The organism is Pseudomonas sp. DR208, from assembly GCF_019823005.1.
Classification (GTDB): Bacteria; Pseudomonadota; Gammaproteobacteria; order Pseudomonadales; family Pseudomonadaceae; genus Aquipseudomonas; species Aquipseudomonas extremorientalis.
On the sequence record NZ_CP081944.1, the window covers coordinates 3,941,249 to 3,962,813 of the forward strand.

Genomic DNA, 21,565 nt, shown 5'->3' on the forward strand with positions numbered 1-21,565 from the left:
GCATAACCTTGATCCAGAGCGGTTGTCGCAACCGGGCCGGGATCGCAGAATGAGACGCGGCATTGCGACTCGAAGGCGGCGTCTCAGCCGGTTTGAGACGCTGCGTCTCAGCCCGGGCTGTTGGTCAGGCCGCGCTTGTCGCGCCCGACGCATGCGCGCTTAATGGCGGGCATAACAACAAAGACCGAGAACCGGAGGCCTTATGCTCGCCGCGAACTCCAGGGAGCACGTCGACTGCGTCAGTCGCGTGGTCCGCAATGCCGACCGCCTGCCCCAGGCGCCGGTGCCGTCGCTGATCTTCGATTCGTGGCGGCGCTCCATGGAGCAACACCACCTGGACCCCGGCTCCCTGCAGGGGCCACGCATCCTCAGCGAACCCTTGCTCAAGGAATGCCGCGAACGCGCCGAACTGTTCATGCGCATTGCCGGCGAAGCCGTCGGGCAACTGCATCACCGTGTGCGCCAGGCCGACTACTGCGTGATGCTCACCGATGCCCAGGGCCAGACCATCGACCACCGCGTGGACGCCTCGATCCGCAGCGATTGCCGCAAGGCCGGCCTGTACCTCGGCACCTGCTGGTCGGAAGCCGAAGAAGGCACCTGCGGCGTGGCCACCGTGCTCACCAGTCAATCGGCGGTGACGGTGCACAAACGCGACCACTTCCGCGCAGCCTTCATCGGCCTGACCTGCTCCGCCGCGCCGATCTTCGATCCCCAGGGCAACCTGCTGGGAGTGATGGACGCCTCGGCGCTCAAATCGCCGGATGACCGCCGCAGCCAGCACCTGATACGCCAGTTGGTGGCGCACAGTGCCGAGGCCATCGAGAACGCCTTCTTCATGCACAGCGCCCAGCAGCACTGGGTGCTGCAAGCGCACAGCACGCCGGGTTATGTGGACAGCCAGCCTGACCTGCTGCTGGCCTGGGACCAGGACGGCCGCCTGCAGGCCTTGAACAGCAAGGCGCGCCAGGCCTTGCGCCGGCGCTTTGGCCAGGTGCCGGCGCACATTGGCGAGGTGTTCGACCTGAACGCCTTGCGCACCGTCACCGACCAGTCCACCCAGCAACTGCATTGGCTGGGAGAACCGGGTGCGCTGCACGTGCGGGTCAACGCGCCCCGACGCAAACAGGCGCGTGCGCCGCTGGTGCCTTTGGTGGATGCCCGTGTCGAAGAACACCTGCGCCTGGCCGTGCGGGTCAAGGACCGCAACCTGCCGGTACTGGTGCAAGGCGAAACCGGCGCCGGCAAGGAAGTCTTCGCCCGCCAACTGCACGAGCGCAGCGCCCGGCGCGGTGGGCCGTTCGTGGCGGTGAACTGCGCAGCGATTCCGGAAAACCTGATCGAGAGCGAGCTGTTCGGCTATGTGGCCGGCGCCTTTACCGGCGCCGCCAGCAAAGGCATGCCCGGGCTGCTGGTGCAGGCCGATGGCGGCACCTTGTTCCTCGATGAAATCGGCGACATGCCTCTGGCCCTGCAGACGCGCCTGCTGAGGGTGATGGCTGAAGGTGAAGTGGCACCGTTGGGCGCGGCGAAAACCCGCACCGTCGATATCCAGGTGATTTGCGCCAGTCACCGCGATTTGTCGGTGTTGGTCAATGAGGGCCGCTTTCGCGAGGACCTGTACTTTCGCCTCGGCTGCGCGCGCTTCTGCCTGCCGCCGCTGCGCGAGCGCACCGACAAACTGGCGCTGATCAACCGTTTGCTGGAACAGGAAGCGCGCAACAGCGGTATCACGGTGGGTATCGGCCAGGTGGCATTGGAGTTGCTGTTGGGGTACGCGTGGCCGGGCAATGTGCGGCAACTGCGACATGTGCTGGCGTATGCCTGTGCGGTGTGTGAGGGCGGGACGGTGCAGGTGGCGGATTTGCCGGTGGAAGTGCGTGGGGAACAGGTTGAAGCATTGACGGAAGATCGCGCGAGCCCGGAGCGCCAGGTGGTGCTGGATGCGCTGATTCGGCATCGCTGGAAGCCGATACCGACCGCGCAGGCGCTGGGAATCTCAAGGGCGACCCTGTACCGCCGCGTCAACCAACTGGGCATCGACATGCCGAACAAAACCCGCTGATACAACGGGGTCAACACTGTGGGAGGGGGCTTGCCCCCGATGGCGGTGGACCAGCTAATACTTCCAGTGGCTGACACACTGCTATCGGGGGCAAGCCCCCTCCCACATTGGACTGGGTACATCTGAGATGTCAGCGGTAGACAAGGCCACCGTCGATCAGCGGCGATTGCCCGGTCATGTAGTCCGCATCCGGCCCGGCCAGGTACGCGACCAGCCCTGCCACATCCTCCGGCGTCTGCGCCCGGCCCAAGGCGATGCCATCCACATACTTCTTGTAGGTCGCACCGACTTCGGCGCCGGTGATCTCGGCCATGCGCTTGTCGATCTCGACCCACATATCGGTGCCCACCACGCCCGGACAGTAGGCGTTTACAGTAATCCCGGCGCTCGCCAACTCCTTGGCCGCCGCCTGGGTCAAGGCACGTACGGCAAACTTGGTGGCCGAGTACACCCCCAGCAGCGCAAAACCTTCATGGCCGGCGATGGAGCAGGCGTTGATGATCTTGCCCTTCTGCTTGAGCGCCTTGAATTTCTTGCCGGCGGCCTGGATGCCCCACAACACGCCCTGCACGTTGATGCCCAGGGTGCGCTCGACCTGTTCCGGGCTGACGTCCAACAGCGAATCGATCTGCGCCACACCGGCATTGTTGACGATGATGTGGAAACCACCCAGGGTCAGGTGCGCATGCTCCACCGCCGCCACCACCTGTTCGCGCTTGGACACGTCAGCGACGAACACCGAGGCCTTGCGGCCCAGCGCGACGACTTCGGCGGCCACGGCTTCGAGCTTGGCGCCATTGATGTCCACCAGGGCGATATCGGCACCGTCCTGTGCCAGGCGCAAGGCGATGGCCCGGCCAATGCCCTGCCCGGCGCCGGTCACCAGCGCGACTTTTCCAGCAATACTCATGGGGTTCTCCTGCATTTGATGAGGGACGCCTTGTCTATCGCAGGTGCGCTGCGGGATGTCGAGGTGCACATGGATTGGCATGCGGCCTGAGACGGGATGTCTCAAGGTGCGAATCATTCTTGTAAAAGTGCGCACTTATGCCTAGCTTATGCGCCCCCCGCCCGCGCTTTAAGGCCCTGCCCCCATGGTTTTGCGTTTTCGTCCCGTCGTCACCTCACGTTTCGCCCTCGGTCTGCTGCTCAGCGGCGGCATCGGTCACAGCCTGGCGGCAGACCTTGAACTGCCGGCGGTGAAGGTCCAGGGCCAGGATGCATCCGGCTACCGCAGCGACACCGCCTCGGTGAGCGGCGTCGACGAAGCGCCACTGCTCGACACCCCGGCCTCGATCACGGTGATCAACGCCGCACTGATCAAGGACCAGCAAGCGCGCCTGCTCAGTGAAGTACTGCGCAACGACGCCTCGGTGGGCGACAGCTATGCGCCCATCGGCTACTACGAAAACTTCGTGGTGCGCGGCTTTTCGCTGAATGCGGCGAGCAGCTACAAGATCAATGGACGCACCATCACCGGCGAGCAGAACGTCGCGCTGGAGAACAAGCAGCAGGTCGAAGTGCTCAAGGGCCTGGCCGGCCTGCAGAGCGGGATTTCCGAGCCCAGCGGCGTGATCAACTACGTGACCAAGCGCCCGGAAGATGTGCGCTCAGTGACCGTTTCCACCGATGATCGCGGCAGCGGCTATGTCGCCACCGACGTCGGTGGCTGGTTCGGCAGCGAGCAACAATTCGGCCTGCGCGCCAACGTCGCCCACGAAGACCTCGCCTCCTACGTGGAACACGCCAATGGCCAGCGCGATTTTGTGTCCCTGGCCTTTGACTGGAACATCAGCCCCGATGCCGTATTGCAACTGGACGCCGAGTACCAGGACAAGCAACAACGCTCGGTGCCGGGCTACCAATTGCTGGGCGGCACCGAGGTGCCACACGGGGCCTCACCGAAGAAACTGCTGGGGCACCAGAGCGGGTCCAGGCAGGTGGGCATTGATTCGCTGAATCTCAACGCCAAGTTTGAATACCGCTTCAATGATCAGTGGAAAGGCAGCGTGAGCGCGGCGCGCAGCAAGGTGGTGATCGATGACTACAGTTCGTTCGCCTATGGTTGCTTCTATGTGACCGATTGCGGCACCGCCTTCTTCAGCCCCACCGGCGACTACGACGTCTACGACTACCGCAGCCCCGACGACACCCGCCGCGACGACGAAGTGCAGGCGGCCATGACCGGGCTGTTCAACACGGGCAGCCTGGGTCATGAACTGACGTTTGGCACCAGCGCCTTTCGCCGGATAGTCGACAAGCGCAAGTCGGTCAACGAATACATCGGCAGCACCAATATCAACGTCGACGCCCCAACTTTCACCCCCACCGACAAGCCGCTGAACGACAGCCATCGCAACCTCGACAGTCGCCAGTACGGCCTGTTCGTCACCGACCGCATCCGCCTCAACGAGCAATGGCAAACCATCCTCGGTGGCCGCGAAGTGCGTCTGGACGAACAAGCCTTCGACGGTACCTCTGGTGACGAGGTACGGCATACCCAGCAGTACGTGTTCCTGCCCCAGGCGTCGTTGATCTACAAACCGGTCGAAAACATCTCGCTCTACACCAGCTACAGCAAAGGCCTGTCCCTGGGCGGTCAGGCGCCGTGGACAACCAGAAACGAAGGCGAAACCCTCGCCCCCACCACCTCACGCCAAATCGAAGCCGGGGTGAAATACGACTGGCGCCGCATCAGCTTCGCCGCCGCCGTGTTCCAGACCCGCCAGGCCTATCAGTACGCCAAGCCAGATGGCACGGGCAAATTCGACTACGTGCAGCAAGGCGAGCAAAAGAACACCGGGCTGGAATTGTCAGCCAACGGCTGGGCCACCGAACGCCTGCAGATCGCAACCAGCGTGGCGGCGATTCGTGCGCGAGTGACCGGCAGCGGCACAGCGGACTACGAAGGCCACCAGGCGATCAACGTGCCCAAGCTGCGCGCCAGTGTGTATGCCGATTATGCGTTGCCCTGGGTGAACGGCCTGGCGGTGCTGGGCGGTGTGCAATACAGCGCCAAGAAGTACGCCAACCGCAGCGGCAATGTGCAAGTGGGGGATTACGCGGTGGTGAATGTGGGCAGCCGCTACACCACCCAGGTGAGCGGCTATGACACGGTGTTCCGCCTGAGCGTCGACAACCTGTTCGACAAGCGCTACTGGCGCGACGCGGGCGAGTACATGGGCGATGACTACCTGTTCCAGGGCGCGCCATTGACGGCGCGCCTGAGTGCCTCGGTGAATTTCTGAGGCTTACTTCGGCATCTTGCGGAAACCCACGGCCAGGCGGTTCCAGCTGTTGATGGTGGCGATGGCCACGCTGAGGTCGACCTGTTCCTTGGGGCTGAACTCGGCGGCCAGTGCGTTGAAGTCTTCATCCGGCGCGTGGGTGTGGCTGATCAGGGTCAGGCTTTCAGCCCAAGCCAATGCAGCGCGTTCACGCGGGGTGAAGAACGGCGTTTCGCGCCAGGCTGACACGGTGTACAGGCGACGTTCGGTCTCGCCGCCTTTGCGGGCGTCGGCGGTGTGCATGTCGAGGCAGAAGGCGCAGCCGTTGATCTGCGAGACGCGCAGGCGTATCAGTTCCAGCAGTGGCAGCTCGATGGAGAGTTTGCCCACGGCGGCTTCCAGGGCGAGCATGGCTTTCATGGCGTCTGGGGAAGCGGTGTAGAAATCGGTACGGGGTTGCATGGTGATGCTCCAGGGCAGTGGGGATTGATGGCTAGGTTAGTCATCGGGCCTTGGGGGAGGAATAGCCAATTCGGGGTAAGAATGGGTGACCAATTTTTGTGAGTACATATCCGTTATTTAGGTAACGCCCGCTTATGGTTCCGCCCTTACAGCGGCTCACTTTGGAAAAGCCGGAATGCCGGCCCAGCCCAAAGTAAGCAAAGGGCTCTTGCCCCAACACTCGGCACCTCGCCTAGGCTCGGTGTGCCCGTAATCCGACAGTGATTTGGGGGGCCTAAGATCAAAATCAAAAGCAGATCAAAAGCCAGAGCCAGAGCAAACCACCCTTCAACTGATACATGAAGATCAAACTGTGGGAGGGGGCTTGCCCCCGATGGCGGTGCCAGCCAACTCATCAGTGACTGACACACTGCCATCGGGGGCAAGCCCCCTCCCACACTTTGACCGAGTACCGGCCATTCAATCCGGTCGGCTCTAAGGCCGCCGCGCTCTTGCTTTTGATCTGGGATCGCCCCGTCAAACACGCTGGCCGAACGCAGGCTTGAATCCGTGGGTAACCCGGCAGGACGCCGGGTTAGCCGCACTGGGCCATGGATGGCCCATTGCGGCGGCCCACGGATTCAAGCCGGAGAGAGGGCACACCGAGCCTAGGCGAGGTGCCGAGTGTTGGGGCAAGAGCGTTTTGCTTACTTTGCGCTCTTCAAAAGTGAGCCGCTGTAAGAGCGGAACCATAAGTAGCCGTTACCGAAGCATCGGATATGTACTCAGTCAAACCACCCGAGCCATATGCTCCCCAATCCTGCCCCTCAACCACCGCTCCGCCGGATCATTGTCATGCACCCCACTCCACACCATCGACAACTCCGCCGCATCGATCGCAAACGGCGGGTCCTGCGCCCGTAGCGACGTGCCCTCCGTCAACGCACACGCAGCATAATCCGGCACCGTCGCAATAATCTGCGTACCGGCAAGCAACGCCCGCAACCCACTGAACTGCGGCACCGCCAGCACCACCCGGCGGGTACGACCAATGCGCGCCAGGTCCAGGTCGATGTTGCCGCTCAAATCCCCCGAAAACGACACCATCGCATGGGGCCGTTCGCAGTAGTCGTCGAGGGTCAACGGTTCAACACCGTCATCCCCACGCAAGACCTTGCACGGAATATCCCGCAGTTTCTTGCGCTTGGCATTCGCCGGCAATTCCGTGGTGTAGCTCACCCCCACCGAAATCTCGCCGCTGGCCAGCAGCGACGACATCAACAGGTAATTGGCCCGACGCACCACCACGATGATCCCCGGTGCCTCTTCGCGCAGTTGGCTGAGCAACGGTGGGAACAGGCCAAATTCAGCGTCGTCCGAGAGGCCAATGCGAAACACTGCACAACTGGTGGAAGGGTCGAAATCCTTGGCACGGCTGACCGCGCCGGAAATGGTGTCCATGGCCGGTTGCAACTCCTTGAGTATCGCCACGGCGCGTGGCGTGGGTTCCATGCCCCGCCCGTTGCGCAGCAGCAACGGGTCGTCGAACAGATCGCGCAAGCGTCCCAGTGCCGCACTCACCGCCGGTTGGCCCATGAAGAGTTTTTCGGCGACCCGGGTCAGGTTCTTCTCGAACATCAACGCCTCGAAAATCACCAGCAGGTTCATGTCGACGCGGCGCAGGTCGTTGCGATTCATGATGATATCCACACGGTTGGCAAGCTCACAGATAACCACGCCAGGCGCCGGCCACATTGCACGCCTGTGCTGTCTTTTCCTGGTCGGCACCTGGCGAAATTAACAACGATTAACTCGTCAGCCGGACGGTCCGGCAACAAGATTGGCCACGTCTACACTGCATCCATCCACCGGGAACGCTCCCATCGACTGCGGATATCTGTCATGGCCCGACTCGATCAATACACCCCTCGCTTGTCCGCCACCGGGGGCCTGTGCCCCCGGCGCGAGCGCATCGCCAAGCAACTGATCCTGGCCAATCTCGGCGAAAGCCTGGCCATTGCCGACATCGCCCAGGCCTGCGCCCTGTCGCGCAGCCATTTTTCCCGTGCCTTCAAGTGCACCACCGGGCTGTCGCCGCAGGAATGGATCCGCCAACAGCGCATCCAGCGGGCCAAGGAACTGATTGCCCAGTCATCCTTGAGCCTGACGCAAATCAGCCTGGAATGCGGCTTCTGCGACCAGGCGCACTTTTGTCATATGTTCACCCGTAGCGAAGGCGTCAACCCGATGACCTGGCGAAATCACCACTCTCGCCCTAAACCGCAAGTGATCGCGGCCTAGTGGTCCTGGCCTGCCTGGCCTATGCTGGCCGCTCATCCCGTTCCGAGCATGGCCACCCATGAACGACCTCAGCGACCAGGCCGTGCATTTCGGCCCCTACCGCATCCACCCGCGCCAGCGCCTGGTGCTGGAGGCCGGTCGACCGTTGCGGCTGGGCCGGCGTGCGGTGGATATCCTGCTGATCCTGCTGGAACAGGCCGGCAATGTGGTGAGCAAGCAGGAACTGATTGCCCGCGTCTGGCCCAGGAGCGTGGTGGAAGACGGCAACCTGCGGGTGCACATGGCGGCGTTGCGCAAGGCATTGGGCGATGGCCAGGCCGGGCAGCGCTATATCGTGACCGTAGCCCAGCGGGGCTACAGTTTTGTTGCGCCACTGAGCATCGAGCCGATGACCCTGCCAACCGAAGGTGCCCCCCAACGCCCCTGCCACAATTTGCCGCTGCGCCGTACGCGCATGCTCGGCCGCCAGGCCCTGATCGACAGCCTGGTACAGCAACTGCCCGAGCAACGCTTTATCACCCTGACCGGCGCCGGCGGCATCGGCAAGACCACAGTGGCGCTGCGGGTGGCGGAATTGCTGATCGGGCACTACCGCGACGGCATCCGCTTACTGGACCTGGCGCCACTGAGCGCGCCATCGATGATCCTGCCCAACCTTGCCGCCCTGCTCGACCTTACCCACGCTGAGCACGAAGCCCTGCCCACGTTTGCGCGGCGCTTGCAGGAGCACCAGTTGCTGCTGGTGATCGATAATTGCGAACACGTGCTCGACGACATCGCCCTTATCAGTGAAACCCTGCTGCGCCACGCGCCCCGATTGCACATCCTGGCCACCAGCCGCGAGGCATTGCGCGCCGAGGGCGAACACGTGCAGCGCCTGGAGCCCCTGGCCTGCCCGCCCGCCACCGGCAACCGCGCCCAGGCGCTGGGCTACCCGGCCCTGCAATTGTTGATCGAGCGGGCCATGTCCCATCAGGACAGCTTTGAACTGAGCGAGGCCGAGCTGCCGCTGGCGATTGATATCTGCCAGCGCCTGGACGGTATTCCCCTGGCCATCGAACTCGTGGCGGCGCAGATCGAACGCTTCGGCCTGCCCGGACTGCTGGTGCAAATGGAAGACAACTTTCGCCTGCTCACCCGAGGCCGGCGCAGCGCCCTGCCCCGTCATCAAACCCTGCGCGCCACCCTGGACTGGAGCTTTGCGCTACTGACCGCCTGCGAACAGATCTGCCTGCGTCGCCTGGCGGTATTTCGCGGAGGGTTCAGCCTGGCCAGCGCAGCGGCGGTGATTGCCGGGGAGCAGATTGCACCACACGAAGTGCTGGGTTCGATCACCCAGTTGGTCGCCAAGTCCTTGCTCAATGTGGAAGCCGGCGATGACGAGATGGTCTACCGCCTGCTGGACATCACCCGCACCTATGCCCTGGAAAAACTCAGCGTCGCCCAGGAACTCCACGCTACCCGCCAGCGCCACGCCGAGCGCTGCCTGGCGCAGATGAACCAGGCCCAGGACGATTGGGAGCTGATCGCAACCCAGACCTGGATCGACCGTTATGCGCCGCTGCGCGAAGACATCCGCGCCGCCCTCGACTGGGGCCTGGGCGACCAGGGTGCGCACCTGCTGGGCATTCGCCTGACGGTGAGTGCGATGCCGTTGTGGCAGGAGTTGTCGCTGCTGCGCGAACATGGCTTGTATGTGGGCAAGGCCCTGGCGCGACTGAGGCAATCGAATGCGCCGAGCCAGCGCTTGAACATGGCCTTGCAGCTGGCGCTGGGCAGTTTTTCCTATCACACCCAGGGCGGCACGCCGCAGACCATTGCAGCATTCAGTTGCGCGCGTCGCCTGGCGGAAGCCGGCAAGGACCTGGCTGGCCAGTTACGTGCGGTATCGGGGCACATGGCGGTAAACCTGTGCTGCGGCAACTACCGGGAGGCCTTGGCGCAGAGCCTGCACTTCGACCAGCTCGGCCCCCGTGCCGAGCCTTTGCTGTCCCTCAGTGCCCAGCGCCTGCGGGTGTTGGCGCAGCACTTCGCCGGTCACCAGGCCCTCGCGCAGCACAATGCCGAGCAAGTGATCCAGCGCATGGCCCAGAGCGGCCATCTCAACCGCTTTACCCATGGCTTTGGCGTGCAGTACGACCAGAGCGTCGCCTCGCTGACCATCCTTGCACGCATCCTGTGGCTGCGCGGTTATCCGGAGCGTGCGTGGCGTACGGCGAGCCAGGCGCTGGCGCTGGCCTTGCAAATCAATCACGGTACGTCGATCTGCTACACCCTGGCATTGGCCGGGGTGGTCATCGCTCGCTACAACGGCGACAGCGCCATGGCCCACGAACACCAGGATCAACTGCTGCTGCAGGCGCAAAAGCACTCGGTGCAGTTGTTTCACACCTGGGCGCGTTGTTATGAAGGCACGCTAACCATCGCGGATGTGCAGGGGTTGGGCCTGGTCGAGGATATCCTGGTGACCTTCAATGCAATCGAGGTCAGTGACGCGGCCTTCGAGCGCGCCAGAAGTGGCGCAGCCGGCTGGTGCACCCCGGAAATCCTGCGAGTGCGCGCCGAAAGCCTGGCCGACAGCCGTGCGGCAGAAGCCCTGCTGCTGGAAGCCCTGGGCCTGGCGCGCCAGCAAGGCGCGCTGGCCTGGGAATTACGCAGTGCAACCTCGTTGGCAAGCCTGTGGCAGACGCAAGGCCGCGTACAGGCGGCGCGCGATTTGCTGGGTTCGATCTACGCCCGCTTCACCGAAGGCTTTGCCACCCAGGACCTAGTCCGCGTACGCAGCCTGCTCGACCAGTTGCAGGACAAACGGCCGGCCTGAAAACCGCCCCAGGTAATGCCCGTAGCCCTGTTGCAAACGCGCCACCTGCAACGGGTCGCGCAGTTGCGCCAGGGCGTAGCTGCGCATGCAATTGAGCAGGCGGTAACGCGGGCTGCCTGGGCCCGGTTCCAGGGTCAGCAGCGACGCACCCACCAAGCGCCCCAGCAGGTAGGACAGGTCGGCGTGTTCCAACTCGGTCCCGGCGACCAGTTCACTCAAGGTGGGCACGGTCACGGCCATCTTGAATAAACCCAATTGCAGGAATAGCCAGCGCTCCGGCAGGCTCAGGCGCTGGTAGGTCCAGTCCAGGGCCGCCGTCAGGGATTGGTGGCGTTCCACCGCGGTGCGCCGGCCTCGGGTCAGCACCTGCAAGCCCGCGCGCAACTGCTGCTGCAAACCGCGCACACCGAGGGCATCGACTTGGGCGGCGGCCAACTCCAAGGCCAGTGGGATACCGTCCAGACGCCGACAGATGTCTCGCAGCGGCGCCAGGTCATGGAGGCGCAGCGCGAACCCTTGCTGGCCGGCACGCACCCGCGCAACAAATAACTGCACCGCCGGGTAAGCCATCGCCTGTTCGATACTGCCCATGGCCGCCGGCGCCGGGATCGCCAGCCTCGGCACACGCTGTACCCATTCACCGGGGACTTGCAGGCTTTCACGGCTGGTCACCAGCACGCTGACCTGAGGCGCGGTTTCGCGCAGCACACGCACCAGATGCCGGCAGGCGCCGAGCAGCAGGTCTGCGCCGTCGAGCACCAGCAACAGTTGGCGCGAGGCCAATTGACGGCACAGCTCGCTGGCGTGGGCGCAGGGTTCCAGGTGCAGCGCGGCAGCCAGGTCGCGAAGCATGGTCATCGGTGCTTCCACCGTGGCCAGGTCAACCCACCACACGCCGTCCCGGTAGCGCGGCAACACGCGCTGGGCCAATGCCAGGGCCAGGGTGCTTTTGCCGACACCGGCGCACCCGGTGAGGGTCATCAGGTGTTGCCCGGACAGACGCCGAACCAGCACGCCCAACACCTCGTCACGGCCCACCACCGCACTGAGCCGCGCCGTCAGGTTGTGCCGAGGCAGCGCGGCGGGCTGCGCGCCCTGCACCGGGGCTGCGAAACAGTAGCCGCGCAGAGGGTCATTAAGAATGAACTGCTGCCCATCGAGCACGCGACGCAGTGCGGCGATGTGCACCCTCAGGTTGTTTTCTTCCACCACGCTGTTCGGCCAGACCCGCTCGATCAGGGTGGCTTTGCTGATGAACTGCCCGGGCGCTTCGAGCAGCGCCGTGAGGATATCCAGCGCACGCCCGCCCACAGGCACCGGCCAACCCGACTTGCTGACCAACCGCTGCTGCCGGTGAAACACATAGGCACCGAAGCGTACCGTGCCATCAGCGTCAATCGCCTGAGGATTGTTCATGTGTGCAATAGCGCTGAAACACCCGGCCCTGGGCGTTTGCGCATCCTTTTCCGTGGGCTTGACGCTATCTTGCCAGCTACCCGTGACAGGACAATGCTGGCACAGGGAGCGATACGGACATTCGGGTGCGCGAGACGGACATTCTGTCGTTAACTGAACTGCTGTCGGTATTGGGTCGGGTTGAGGCCCAGTTTTTCACTGAACAGAAAGCGCATATGCCGCACGCTGCCGAAGCCTGCGTGAAAAGCCACGGTCTTGAGCGGCAGGTCGGTGGTTTCCAGCAATTGCCGGGCGCGGTCGATGCGCGCGCCTTGCAGGAAGACCATGGGCGTCATCTGCACCTCCCTGGCAAACAACCGCGCAAAATGACGCGCGCTCATACCGGCCAGCTCGGCCATGGACTCGATGGTGAACGGTTGGTCCAGATGCGCCAGCACATGGTTCTGTACCCGGGTAATCGTGGTTTCCTGCGGTGCCACCGCCGCCGTCATCGGGCTGAACTGCGCCTGGCCGCCCTGGCGTTTCATCACCACCAGCAACACCTTGGCCACGTCCACGGCGACTTGTTTGCCATGGTCCTGGGCCACCACCGACAGCGCCAGGTCGATGCCGGCCGTGACGCCGCCCGAAGTGATCAGGCGCCCGTCCTGCAGGTAGATGCGATCCGTTTCGACCATTGCCTTGGGAAACGCCTTGATCAGTCGCTCGGTGTAGTGCCAGTGCGTGGTCACGCGGTGACCGTCCAGCAGCCCGGCATGCCCCAGCACAAAGGCCCCGGTGCAGATCGAACCGAAGCGCCGCGCCCGCGGAGCCGCGGCCCTCAGCCACGGCAGCAGCGCCGGATGACATTCGTTATAGGCACCGGGGCCGCCGGGCACCAGCAGCAGGTCATAGGCATCCTGGGCCTGGTCCAGCAGCAGGTCAGTCTGCACGGCTACGCCATTGGAGGCGCGCAATGGACCGGGCTCGGTGCCGAGGGTGAGGATCTGGTAGTGCGCCGACGCTGGCAGGTAACGGTTGGCAATGGAAAACACCTCGAGCGGCCCTGCCATATCGAGCAGGAGGAAGTCCGGAAACAGCACCATGGCCACGGTTTTCATAGCGGGAAAGGTCCATCGGGAAGGAGTACGGCAGGCATTATGACACGCTTGAAACTGTCAACTTTAAAGCGACAGTAATTCAGTTTTCATCTTCTTAATGAATATTTCAGTAACCATTAACCTTCTTCTCAACGCAAGAGCCCTGCATGCCGCAGCCCGCTCTCACTTGAGGACAAGACCATGCTGACCCTTCGCAAAGCTTCCGAACGCGGCGCCGCCAATCACGGTTGGTTGAAGTCGTTCCACACCTTCTCGTTCGCCAACTACTGGAACCCGAACGAACAAGGGTTTTCCGACCTGCTGGTGATCAACGATGACCGTGTCGCCGCCGGCAAAGGTTTCGGCCAGCACCCACACCGTGATATGGAGATCTTCTCTTATGTGCTCGAAGGCGCCCTGGAACACAAGGACACCCTGGGCACCGGCTCGGTGATCCGCCCCGGCGATGTGCAACTGATGAGCGCCGGCAGCGGCGTGGCCCACAGCGAGTTCAACCACAGCCAGACCCGTGGCGTGCACTTCCTGCAAATCTGGATCGTGCCTGCCGTGGCCGGTGCCGAACCACGCTACCAGCAGGAACACTTCAGCGAGGCCCAGAAGCGTGGGCGCCTGCAGTTGATCATCTCGCCGGACGGTGCCGATGGCTCCCTCAGCGTGCGCCAAGACGCACGGGTGTATGCCGGGCTGTTCAACGGTGATGAAACCGCGACCCTGGACCTGCCGCCCGATCGCCATGTGTACCTCCATGTGGCCCGGGGCAGCGTTGAAATCAACGGCCAGCGCTTGCGCGAAGGCGACGGCGCCCGGGTGCGGGATGAACGGCAGATCCGCTTGAGCCACGGTGAAGATGCCGAGGTGCTGGTGTTCGACCTGCGCCCGCAGGAACTGCCGCAGATGCCATGACCGGCCCCGCGATGGCTCGCAAAAACGAGCCATCGCTGGCGTCGATAGTCACCATCAGCCCAATGAAGTTCTCTTGAAAAATGCAACGCGTAACATCAACCCCATACCAGGCAACACCCCAACCAACACACTCGGAGCACACTCTCATGAAACGCCAAATCTTGCTTAGCCTCGCTTTCTCGGTACTCGCTGCCAATGCTTTTGCCCACCCGGTCGTGGCTGAAGGCGGTTCGGATCGCCTGATTGAAAGCCGCGTCGCCGAGGGTGGTGCTGACCGCCTGCAAGGCAACCGTGTTGCCGAAGGTGGTTCGGACCGCCTGCTGGAACGCCGTGTCGCGGAAGGTGGTGCTGACCGTCTGCAAGGTAACCGCGTAGCCGAAGGTGGCGCTGACCGCTTGCAGGAACGTGGCCTGGCCGAAGGCGGTGCTGACCGCTTGCAGGAACGTGGTCTTGCCGAAGGCGGTGCTGATCGCCTGCAAGGCAACAACGCATAATCCCGCGCTGTTTGCGGGAACCCCAAACCGGCCTGATCAGCCGGTTTTTTTTTCGCCTTTGGGCGCTTGATGGACCTGATCGGCGCGACCACCAATTAGGCGACACCGACCCGTTAAGATCCAGGCCCTCAGTGCCGGGAAAAATACAACGTTATCCAAGGTCAGCCTTGGCGCATGCAAAACCGGTGGATAATTCGCCCGGACATTAAAAATGCAATTAATTGATATCTAATCAGTTTTATAATTTAACATTTTAATAATTAGGTTAGAACCAATCGGCATTTTACAGACCCCGCCCCTGCCCCTACTTTGGACGCGAATAACCGACCCCCTGCCCGGTGGAGGTGGTAATCACACCCAAGACAAGGACAGACCATGAGCATCGAATTCATCGGCTACATTGGCGGCCATCACGCTTCCGAGATCCATCCGCGCAGCGGCCCTACCCTGCAACCCGACTATGTCGAGAGCGTGGCCCGCGCCCACGAAGAGGCCGGTTTCGACCGTGCCCTGGTGGCCTTCCACTCCAACAGCCCGGACAGCACGCTGATCGCCTCCCACGCCGCCAGCGTGACCACCAGGCTGCAATTTCTCATCGCCCATCGCCCCGGTTTCGCCCAGCCCACACTGGCCGCGCGCCAATTCACCACCCTTGATGTATTCAACGGCGGGCGTACGGCGGTGCACATCATCACCGGCGGTGACGACCGCGAACTGCGCGCCGATGGCAGCCATATCGGCAAGGACGAACGCTACGCCCGCACCGACGAATACCTGAGCGTGGTACGCCAGGAATGGACCAGCGAACAGCCCTTCGACTTCAAGGGCACCTACTATCAGGTCGAAGGTGCGCACTCCACGGTGAAGTCGCCGCAGCAGCCGCATATCCCGCTGTATTTCGGCGGCTCGTCCAAAGCCGCAATCGAAGTGGCGGGCAAGCATGCCGACGTGTATGCGCTGTGGGGCGAAACTTACGAGCAGGTGCGCGAGATCGTGACCCAGGTACGCGCCGAAGCAGCCAGGCATGGGCGTACGATCCGTTTCAGCTTGTCGTTGCGGCCGATCCTCGCCGAGACCGAAGAGCTGGCATGGGCCCGGGCCGAGCGCATCCTGCAGCAGGCGACCGAGCTGGCCGAGAAAAACGGCTTTGTGCGGCGTGAACCGCCCAACGAAGGCTCGCGCCGCCTGCTCGCCGCGGCGGCTCAAGGTGCCCGGCTGGATAAACGCTTGTGGACCGGGATTGCCGGGTTGCTCGGTGCACAGGGCAATTCCACCTCGCTGGTGGGCACCGCTGAGCAGGTCGCGGAAGCCTTGGTGGATTACTACGACCTGGGGATCACCACGTTCCTGATTCGCGGGTTCGACCCGCTCAATGATGCGATCGATTACGGCAAGCGCCTGATCCCCCTCACCCGCCAATTGATCGCAGAACGCGAACAGGCACAACAAGTAGCCTGAGAAAAACGCAAAACCAATGTGGGAGGGGCTTGCCCTCTCCCACATCAAGATCAGTTTTTGTAGTCGGTATCGCTACGCTCCAACTGCCGGACCAGCGCATTCCAATGCCGCGCCACGCCCGGACCTTCGCCGCTGGCGTGCGCCTTGGCCTGTTGCTCGACTTTGCCCACCACTTCCTGCGGCGGGAAGATCAACTCCGCATTCCCCGCTGTCTGGGCTGCAATCTGGATATTGCAGGCCCGCTCCAGTTGCTGCAGTTGCTGAAACGCATGCTCTACGCTGACGCCCGCGGTCAACAACCCATGATTGCGCAGGATCATCACACTTTTGTCGCCCAGGTCAGCGACCAACCGCTCGCGCTCGTCAAGGTCGAGGGCAATCCCTTCATAACCGTGATAGGCCACGCGCCCGGAAAAACCGATGGAGTGCTGGGAGATCGGCAGCAAGCCGTCTTTTTGCGCCGATACCGCAATGCCGTCCCGGGTGTGGGTGTGCAGCACGGCTTGCAGGTCGTGACGCGCGCCATGGATGGCGCTGTGGATCACATAGCCGGCGTAGTTGATGCCCAGGCCCGTCGGGTCATCCACGATAGTGCCGTCGAGGTCGACCTTGACCAGGTTGGACGCACTGATTTCATCGAACAGCAGCCCAAAGGCATTGATCAGGAAATGCTCCTCCGGGCCCGGCACGCGGGCGGAGAAGTGGGTATAGATGTGGTCGGTCCACTTGTATAAGGCCGCCAGACGATAGGCGGCGGCCAGCTTGACGCGCACTTCCCATTCTTCTGGCGTGACGCGTTGTCGGACGGTGTTGCTGGAAACGCTGGAAATCGAGGTGACGCTGCTCATGGCAAAACTTCCTGAATGGCCTTAAGGACTTCCAGGCAAGCCTAGGGGATGCAAAAAAATAATAAAAAGCACATTTTAATCTAAGCTAATTATTATTTTTTTTCATATCATGCAGCCTCCTTGATCTTGTGCAACGAGGCAGCGACCAGCTTGCCAAACGCATCCACCGGCCCCTGCAGGTTGCCCAGGAAGTGCGGATAGATCAGCCATAGGTCCATCACCGGCTTGAAGTCCTTGAGCGGCATCACCGCCAGGTGTTCGCGATGGGCGCTGCGCTCCAGCAACGGTCGCGGCACCAAACCCAGGCCCAGGCCGTCCGCCACCAGGCCCAATTGCAGCTCGGTGCCGAAGGTTTCCAGGTTGACCCGCAACGCCAGGCCCTGGTCAGACAAGGTGCGCTGCAGACCGGCGCGGAAGCCGCAACCATCCGGGTTGAGAACCCAGCCGTTCTGGTACACATCCGCCAGCTTGCACGGTTTCTTCGGCAACTGCGCCTTGGCGCACACCACCACCAGTTCCATCTTGCCGATGGACTCGCCGACGATGTTGTCCGGGAAAATCTTGCCCGCCGGGAACAACGCCGCCGCCGCATCCAGCTCGCCGCGCTCGATCTTGCCCACCAGTTGGCTGCCCCACCCCGTAGCGACCTGGGCACGCAGGTCGGGGTATTCGGTGCGCAGGTGCTTGAGGGCATCCAGCAGCACCACGTCGCCGATGGTCTGCGGCACGCCCAGGCGCAACAGGCCAGTGGGGGGTGCATCGGTGGCCACCAGTTCGCGCAGCGCGTCCATCTCGCGCAGGATCAACCGGCACTGCTCGTAGACGCGGGTGCCGATCAACGTGGGCTTGAGGGGCTTGGTGTTGCGGTCGAACAACTCCACCCCCAATGCCTGCTCGAAGTTCTGCACGCGACGGGTAATGGCCGGCTGGGTCAGTTGCAACGACTCGGCGGCGTGGCTGATGGACTGGCAACGAATCACTTCGACAAAGGCATCGATATCGTCAATTTTCATTTGGGCCGCACATAGAGAACAGTCATTAAGATGTGTGCGAAGCATAGTTGCAGGAAAGCCGCCTGGATAGCCCGCGCTGTGATCGATAACGTCTAACGCTATTCAGACCAGTTCTAAATTACCTTCAGCTATAAGCTAATCATTAAAAAATAGCATATTAACTATAAACATTATGCTTATATAAACCCATCACCACCGACCGCAAGATGGAACTGTCATGACCCAGGCCCGACACCCCGAGAGACTCAGAGCCTTCATAGGCGCCCTGGCGGAATTGATCGACGGTAATCCACGCGAAGGCGACCTGCTGCACCGTGGCGGCAAGCTGCTGGCGCAACTGGTCAGCCACGACGACTGGCTTCCCGACGAATTCGCCCAACCCGATCCCGAGCGCTACCAGCAGTTCCTGCTGCATGCCGATTCACGCCAGCGTTTCAGTGTCGTCAGCTTTGTGTGGGGGCCGGGGCAAAGCACACCGATCCATGACCACCGGGTATGGGGCCTGATTGGCATGCTGCGCGGCTCAGAGTTTTCCCAAGGGTTTGAACGCGCCCCTGACGGCAGCCTGGTGGCTGAAGGCAAGCCGATACGGCTGGTGCCGGGCCAGGTTGAAGCGGTGTCGCCCAAGGTCGGCGACATCCACCAGGTGAGCAACGCCCATAGCGACCAGGTGTCCATCAGTATCCATGTGTACGGCGCCAATATCGGTGCGGTGCGCCGCGCGGTGTACCAGCCCGACGGCAGCGAGAAACTGTTTATCTCCGGTTATTCCAACGCCTTTCTCCCGAATATCTGGGATTTGTCCAAAGAAAAGAGCCCTGCCCTATGACCACCCTCTCCACCCGCAGCTTTGCGCGGATTCGCCAAGCCCTGTTGGACCAAGAAGAAGTCGCCCTGATCGATGTGCGCGAAGAAGCGCCGTTCGCCGAATCCCATCCACTGTTTGCCGCGAACATCCCGCTGTCCAAGCTGGAACTGGAGGTGTATGCGCGCATTCCGCGGCGCGATACCCAGGTCACCGTGTATGACAATGGTGAAGGCCTGGCTGCCCGCGCTGCCGAACGCCTGGTTGCCTTGGGCTACACCCAGGTCAGCCTGCTTGAAGGAGGCCTGGACGGTTGGCGCAACGCCGGTGGCGAGCTGTTCATCGACGTCAACGTACCGAGCAAGGCGTTCGGCGAACTGGTGGAAAGCGAACGCCATACGCCGTCCCTGGCCGCTGAAGAGGTGCAGGCGCTGCTCGACAGCCAGGCCGACGTAGTGGTGCTCGACGCCCGGCGTTTCGACGAATACCAGACCATGAGCATTCCCACCGGCATCAGCGTGCCGGGGGCCGAACTGGTGTTGCGCGCCCGCGAACTGGCGCCGGACCCGGCCACCCGCATCATCGTCAACTGCGCCGGGCGTACCCGCAGCATTATCGGCACTCAGTCGCTGATCAATGCCGGCGTGGCCAACCCGGTGTCGGCCCTGCGCAACGGCACCATCGGCTGGACCCTGGCCGGGCAGAAGCTTGCCCATGGCCAATCTCGACGTTTTGCGCCGACCAGCGAGGAGCATCGCCTGGCCGCCGCCATCGATGCACGCCGCGTGGCCGATAAGGCCCGCGTTGGCCGTGCCACCCTGAGCGACCTGCGTACCTGGCAGCAGGACACCACACGCACCACCTACCTGTTCGATGTCCGCACCCCGGAAGAATTCGAAGCCGGCCACCTGCCAGGCGCGCGCTCCACACCGGGCGGGCAACTGGTGCAGGAAACCGATCACGTTGCCAGCGTGCGCGGTGCGCGGCTGGTGCTGGCGGATGACGACGGCGTACGCGCGAACATGTCTGCGTCCTGGCTGGCCCAACTGGGCTGGGAAGTGCATGTGCTGGATGACCTGCAAGCGGAACACTTCAGCGAGCAAGGTACCTGGGTCGCGCCGGTGCCGGCGCCGCCCCAGGCCGAACCGATCAGCCCCTCTACCCTCGCCGACTGGCAGGCCCACGGCGACACCGTGGTACTGGATTTCACCGCCAGCGCCAACTATGTGAAGCGCCATATTCCCGGAGCCTGGTGGGTACTGCGTGCGCAACTGCCCCAGGCCCTGGCCAAGGTGCCCGCCGCCCAGCGCTACGTGCTGACCTGCGGCAGCAGCCAACTGGCGCGCCTGGCGGTGGCTGAAGTCGAAGCCCTTACCGGCAAGCCAGTGTTCCTGCTGCAGGACGGCACCGCCGGCTGGATCAACGCGCAACTGCCGCTGGAAGAAGGCGAAACCCACCTGGCCTCGCCGCGTATCGACCGCTACCGCCGCCCGTACGAAGGCACCGACAACCCCAGGGAAGCCATGCAGGCCTATCTTGACTGGGAATTCGGCCTGGTCGACCAGCTGGCACGCGACGGCACCCACGGTTTCCATGTGATCTGACCCACCCCGTACATGTGATGGAATCCGACCCCTTCTCCAGGCGGAGGTATCCCTTGAAACACCACAAACGCCTGGAGTTTGCCCCATGCTCTACACCACCCCTTTCAAACGCGTGCTCCTGGGCACCGCCCTCGCCCTTGGCCTGATCGGCAGCGCCGCTGCCGCTGACCTGCAACCGCTGCGGGTGGCCAACCAGAAATCGACGATCAAGGCGCTGCTGGAAGCCTCCGGCGAAACCCGGAACGTGCCTTACACAATCCAGTGGTCGGAATTCCCGTCTGCCTCACCGTTGGGCGAAGCACTCAACGCCGGTGCCGTGGACATCGGCGCCCTCGGTGATGCGCCGTACGTGTTCGCCCTCGGTGCCGGTGCATCTCTCAAGGTGGTCAGCATCATCCACTCCGAAGGGCGCAACACCACCGCCCTGGTCGTGCCCAAGGACTCACCGATCAAGACCGTTGCCGACCTCAAGGGCAAGAAGATCGTCACCGGGCGTGGTTCCATCGGCCATTACCTGGCGATCAAGGCCCTGGCCACCGCCGGCCTGACCACCCGGGACGTGCAGTTCATTTTCCTGCTGCCCAGCGAATCACGCCTGGTGCTGGATAACGGCACCGCCGACGCCTGGGCCACCTGGGACCCGTACACCACCGTAGTGACCTCGCAAAGCCAGGCACGCGTGCTGGTCAGTGGCAATAAACTGCTGAGCAACCACCTGTACCTTGCCGCCACCAGCCAGGCCATCGCCGACAAGCGCCCGCAGCTCGACGACTTTGTCGCCCGCGTTGACCGCGCCTATGCCTGGGCCAATACCCACCCCGATGAATACGCCGCCGCCCAGGCCAGGATCACCGGCCTGCCGCTGGACGTGCACGTGACGGTAGCCAAGGACACCCGCCTGAACCCGGTCACGATCGACGACGCAGTGATCAGCGGCCTGCAAGCGACCGCCGACACCTATCAACAGGAAGGCCTGCTGCTCAAGCACATCGACGTGTCGCAGGGCTTCGACAAGAGCTTCAACGCCAAGCGTGTCCCCTTCAACCAAGCCTCGCGCTAAAAGGAGCAG

The 21,565-nt window shown here is 63.0% G+C and carries 17 protein-coding genes; 10 read left to right on the forward strand and 7 right to left on the reverse strand.

Annotated features, from left to right (window positions below; all coding sequences use genetic code 11):
• The first annotated feature begins 202 nt into the window (after positions 1-202).
• Positions 203-2,065, forward strand: coding sequence for a sigma-54-dependent Fis family transcriptional regulator (locus K5K89_RS17920; protein ID WP_222539937.1), 1,863 nt, complete (start codon positions 203-205; stop codon positions 2,063-2,065).
• Positions 2,066-2,195: 130 nt separating this feature from the next.
• On the opposite strand, the gene K5K89_RS17925 is transcribed toward K5K89_RS17920, so the two are convergent.
• A complete protein-coding gene (locus K5K89_RS17925) occupies positions 2,196-2,975 on the reverse strand; it encodes an acetoin reductase (RefSeq protein ID WP_058425756.1) in 780 nt (259 codons plus the stop codon).
• A 184-nt stretch (positions 2,976-3,159) separates the two neighbouring features.
• On the opposite strand from K5K89_RS17925, the gene K5K89_RS17930 reads away from it, so the two are divergent.
• Positions 3,160-5,313, forward strand: a complete 2,154-nt coding sequence (locus K5K89_RS17930) for a TonB-dependent siderophore receptor (RefSeq protein ID WP_222539938.1) — start codon at positions 3,160-3,162, stop codon at positions 5,311-5,313.
• Between the two features lie 3 nt (positions 5,314-5,316).
• Here the strand turns inward: K5K89_RS17930 and K5K89_RS17935 are convergent, their stop codons facing one another.
• Entirely contained in the window at positions 5,317-5,754 is a 438-nt protein-coding gene (locus tag K5K89_RS17935; protein WP_071490085.1) for a carboxymuconolactone decarboxylase family protein, read from the reverse strand.
• A gap of 768 nt (positions 5,755-6,522) precedes the next feature.
• A complete protein-coding gene (locus K5K89_RS17940) occupies positions 6,523-7,431 on the reverse strand; it encodes a LysR family transcriptional regulator (RefSeq protein ID WP_071490112.1) in 909 nt (302 codons plus the stop codon).
• Between the two features lie 204 nt (positions 7,432-7,635).
• Here K5K89_RS17940 and K5K89_RS17945 point away from each other — a divergent pair, with 204 nt between their 5' ends.
• Together K5K89_RS17945 and K5K89_RS17950 are read left to right on the forward strand one after the other, a co-directional pair.
• Complete coding sequence (locus tag K5K89_RS17945) at positions 7,636-8,034, forward strand: helix-turn-helix domain-containing protein (protein ID WP_071490086.1); 399 nt, start codon at positions 7,636-7,638, stop codon at positions 8,032-8,034.
• A gap of 58 nt (positions 8,035-8,092) precedes the next feature.
• A complete protein-coding gene (locus tag K5K89_RS17950) occupies positions 8,093-10,855 on the forward strand; it encodes an ATP-binding protein (protein ID WP_222539939.1) in 2,763 nt (920 codons plus the stop codon).
• On the opposite strand, the gene K5K89_RS17955 is transcribed toward K5K89_RS17950, so the two are convergent.
• Together K5K89_RS17955 and K5K89_RS17960 are read right to left on the reverse strand one after the other, a co-directional pair.
• Positions 10,802-12,271, reverse strand: a complete 1,470-nt coding sequence (locus K5K89_RS17955; RefSeq protein WP_222539940.1) for a winged helix-turn-helix domain-containing protein — start codon at positions 12,269-12,271, stop codon at positions 10,802-10,804. The genes K5K89_RS17950 and K5K89_RS17955 overlap by 54 nt on opposite strands.
• Before the next feature lie 149 nt (positions 12,272-12,420).
• Positions 12,421-13,371, reverse strand: a complete 951-nt coding sequence (locus K5K89_RS17960) for a GlxA family transcriptional regulator (protein ID WP_222539941.1) — start codon at positions 13,369-13,371, stop codon at positions 12,421-12,423.
• 180 nt (positions 13,372-13,551) lie between these two features.
• Between K5K89_RS17960 and K5K89_RS17965 the strand changes: the two genes are divergently transcribed.
• The 3 genes from K5K89_RS17965 (at position 13,552) to K5K89_RS17975 (ending at position 16,226) form a co-directional block, all read left to right on the forward strand.
• A complete protein-coding gene (locus K5K89_RS17965) occupies positions 13,552-14,274 on the forward strand; it encodes a pirin family protein (protein WP_071490090.1) in 723 nt (240 codons plus the stop codon).
• Between the two features lie 146 nt (positions 14,275-14,420).
• Positions 14,421-14,768, forward strand: a complete 348-nt coding sequence (locus K5K89_RS17970) for a hypothetical protein (protein WP_093126872.1) — start codon at positions 14,421-14,423, stop codon at positions 14,766-14,768.
• Between the two features lie 375 nt (positions 14,769-15,143).
• Complete coding sequence (locus tag K5K89_RS17975) at positions 15,144-16,226, forward strand: LLM class flavin-dependent oxidoreductase (RefSeq protein WP_092245654.1); 1,083 nt, start codon at positions 15,144-15,146, stop codon at positions 16,224-16,226.
• A gap of 50 nt (positions 16,227-16,276) precedes the next feature.
• Here K5K89_RS17975 and K5K89_RS17980 read toward each other — a convergent pair whose 3' ends face one another.
• Together K5K89_RS17980 and K5K89_RS17985 are read right to left on the reverse strand one after the other, a co-directional pair.
• A complete protein-coding gene (locus tag K5K89_RS17980) occupies positions 16,277-17,074 on the reverse strand; it encodes a class II aldolase/adducin family protein (protein ID WP_222539942.1) in 798 nt (265 codons plus the stop codon).
• Between the two features lie 107 nt (positions 17,075-17,181).
• The gene (locus tag K5K89_RS17985) at positions 17,182-18,087 is read right to left on the reverse strand and encodes a LysR family transcriptional regulator (protein WP_071490094.1); all 906 of its coding nucleotides are present in this window, start codon (positions 18,085-18,087) and stop codon (positions 17,182-17,184) included.
• 217 nt (positions 18,088-18,304) lie between these two features.
• Here K5K89_RS17985 and K5K89_RS17990 point away from each other — a divergent pair, with 217 nt between their 5' ends.
• The 3 genes from K5K89_RS17990 to K5K89_RS18000 all read left to right on the forward strand — a co-directional run bounded on the left by K5K89_RS17990 (position 18,305) and on the right by K5K89_RS18000 (position 21,556).
• On the forward strand, positions 18,305-18,916 hold the full coding sequence (locus K5K89_RS17990) for a cysteine dioxygenase (RefSeq protein WP_071490095.1): 612 nt from the start codon (positions 18,305-18,307) through the stop codon (positions 18,914-18,916).
• On the forward strand, positions 18,913-20,496 hold the full coding sequence (locus K5K89_RS17995; RefSeq protein WP_222539943.1) for a rhodanese-related sulfurtransferase: 1,584 nt from the start codon (positions 18,913-18,915) through the stop codon (positions 20,494-20,496). Before K5K89_RS17990 ends, K5K89_RS17995 begins: the two co-directional genes overlap by 4 nt.
• Before the next feature lie 85 nt (positions 20,497-20,581).
• The gene (locus K5K89_RS18000) at positions 20,582-21,556 is read left to right on the forward strand and encodes an ABC transporter substrate-binding protein (protein WP_071490097.1); all 975 of its coding nucleotides are present in this window, start codon (positions 20,582-20,584) and stop codon (positions 21,554-21,556) included.
• Positions 21,557-21,565: the final 9 nt, after the last annotated feature.

Coding starts and splice junctions, on each gene's coding strand:
- K5K89_RS17990 (WP_071490095.1), top strand. CDS start 18,305: ATGACCCAGGCCCGACACCCCGAGAGACTCAGAGCCTTCATAGGCGCC.
- K5K89_RS17955 (WP_222539940.1), bottom strand. CDS start 12,271: ATGAACAATCCTCAGGCGATTGACGCTGATGGCACGGTACGCTTCGGT.
- K5K89_RS17995 (WP_222539943.1), top strand. CDS start 18,913: ATGACCACCCTCTCCACCCGCAGCTTTGCGCGGATTCGCCAAGCCCTG.
- K5K89_RS17930 (WP_222539938.1), top strand. CDS start 3,160: ATGGTTTTGCGTTTTCGTCCCGTCGTCACCTCACGTTTCGCCCTCGGT.
- K5K89_RS18000 (WP_071490097.1), top strand. CDS start 20,582: ATGCTCTACACCACCCCTTTCAAACGCGTGCTCCTGGGCACCGCCCTC.
- K5K89_RS17980 (WP_222539942.1), bottom strand. CDS start 17,074: ATGAGCAGCGTCACCTCGATTTCCAGCGTTTCCAGCAACACCGTCCGA.
- K5K89_RS17935 (WP_071490085.1), bottom strand. CDS start 5,754: ATGCAACCCCGTACCGATTTCTACACCGCTTCCCCAGACGCCATGAAA.
- K5K89_RS17985 (WP_071490094.1), bottom strand. CDS start 18,087: ATGAAAATTGACGATATCGATGCCTTTGTCGAAGTGATTCGTTGCCAG.
- K5K89_RS17945 (WP_071490086.1), top strand. CDS start 7,636: ATGGCCCGACTCGATCAATACACCCCTCGCTTGTCCGCCACCGGGGGC.
- K5K89_RS17950 (WP_222539939.1), top strand. CDS start 8,093: ATGAACGACCTCAGCGACCAGGCCGTGCATTTCGGCCCCTACCGCATC.
- K5K89_RS17920 (WP_222539937.1), top strand. CDS start 203: ATGCTCGCCGCGAACTCCAGGGAGCACGTCGACTGCGTCAGTCGCGTG.
- K5K89_RS17970 (WP_093126872.1), top strand. CDS start 14,421: ATGAAACGCCAAATCTTGCTTAGCCTCGCTTTCTCGGTACTCGCTGCC.
- K5K89_RS17965 (WP_071490090.1), top strand. CDS start 13,552: ATGCTGACCCTTCGCAAAGCTTCCGAACGCGGCGCCGCCAATCACGGT.
- K5K89_RS17925 (WP_058425756.1), bottom strand. CDS start 2,975: ATGAGTATTGCTGGAAAAGTCGCGCTGGTGACCGGCGCCGGGCAGGGC.
- K5K89_RS17975 (WP_092245654.1), top strand. CDS start 15,144: ATGAGCATCGAATTCATCGGCTACATTGGCGGCCATCACGCTTCCGAG.
- K5K89_RS17940 (WP_071490112.1), bottom strand. CDS start 7,431: ATGAATCGCAACGACCTGCGCCGCGTCGACATGAACCTGCTGGTGATT.
- K5K89_RS17960 (WP_222539941.1), bottom strand. CDS start 13,371: ATGAAAACCGTGGCCATGGTGCTGTTTCCGGACTTCCTCCTGCTCGAT.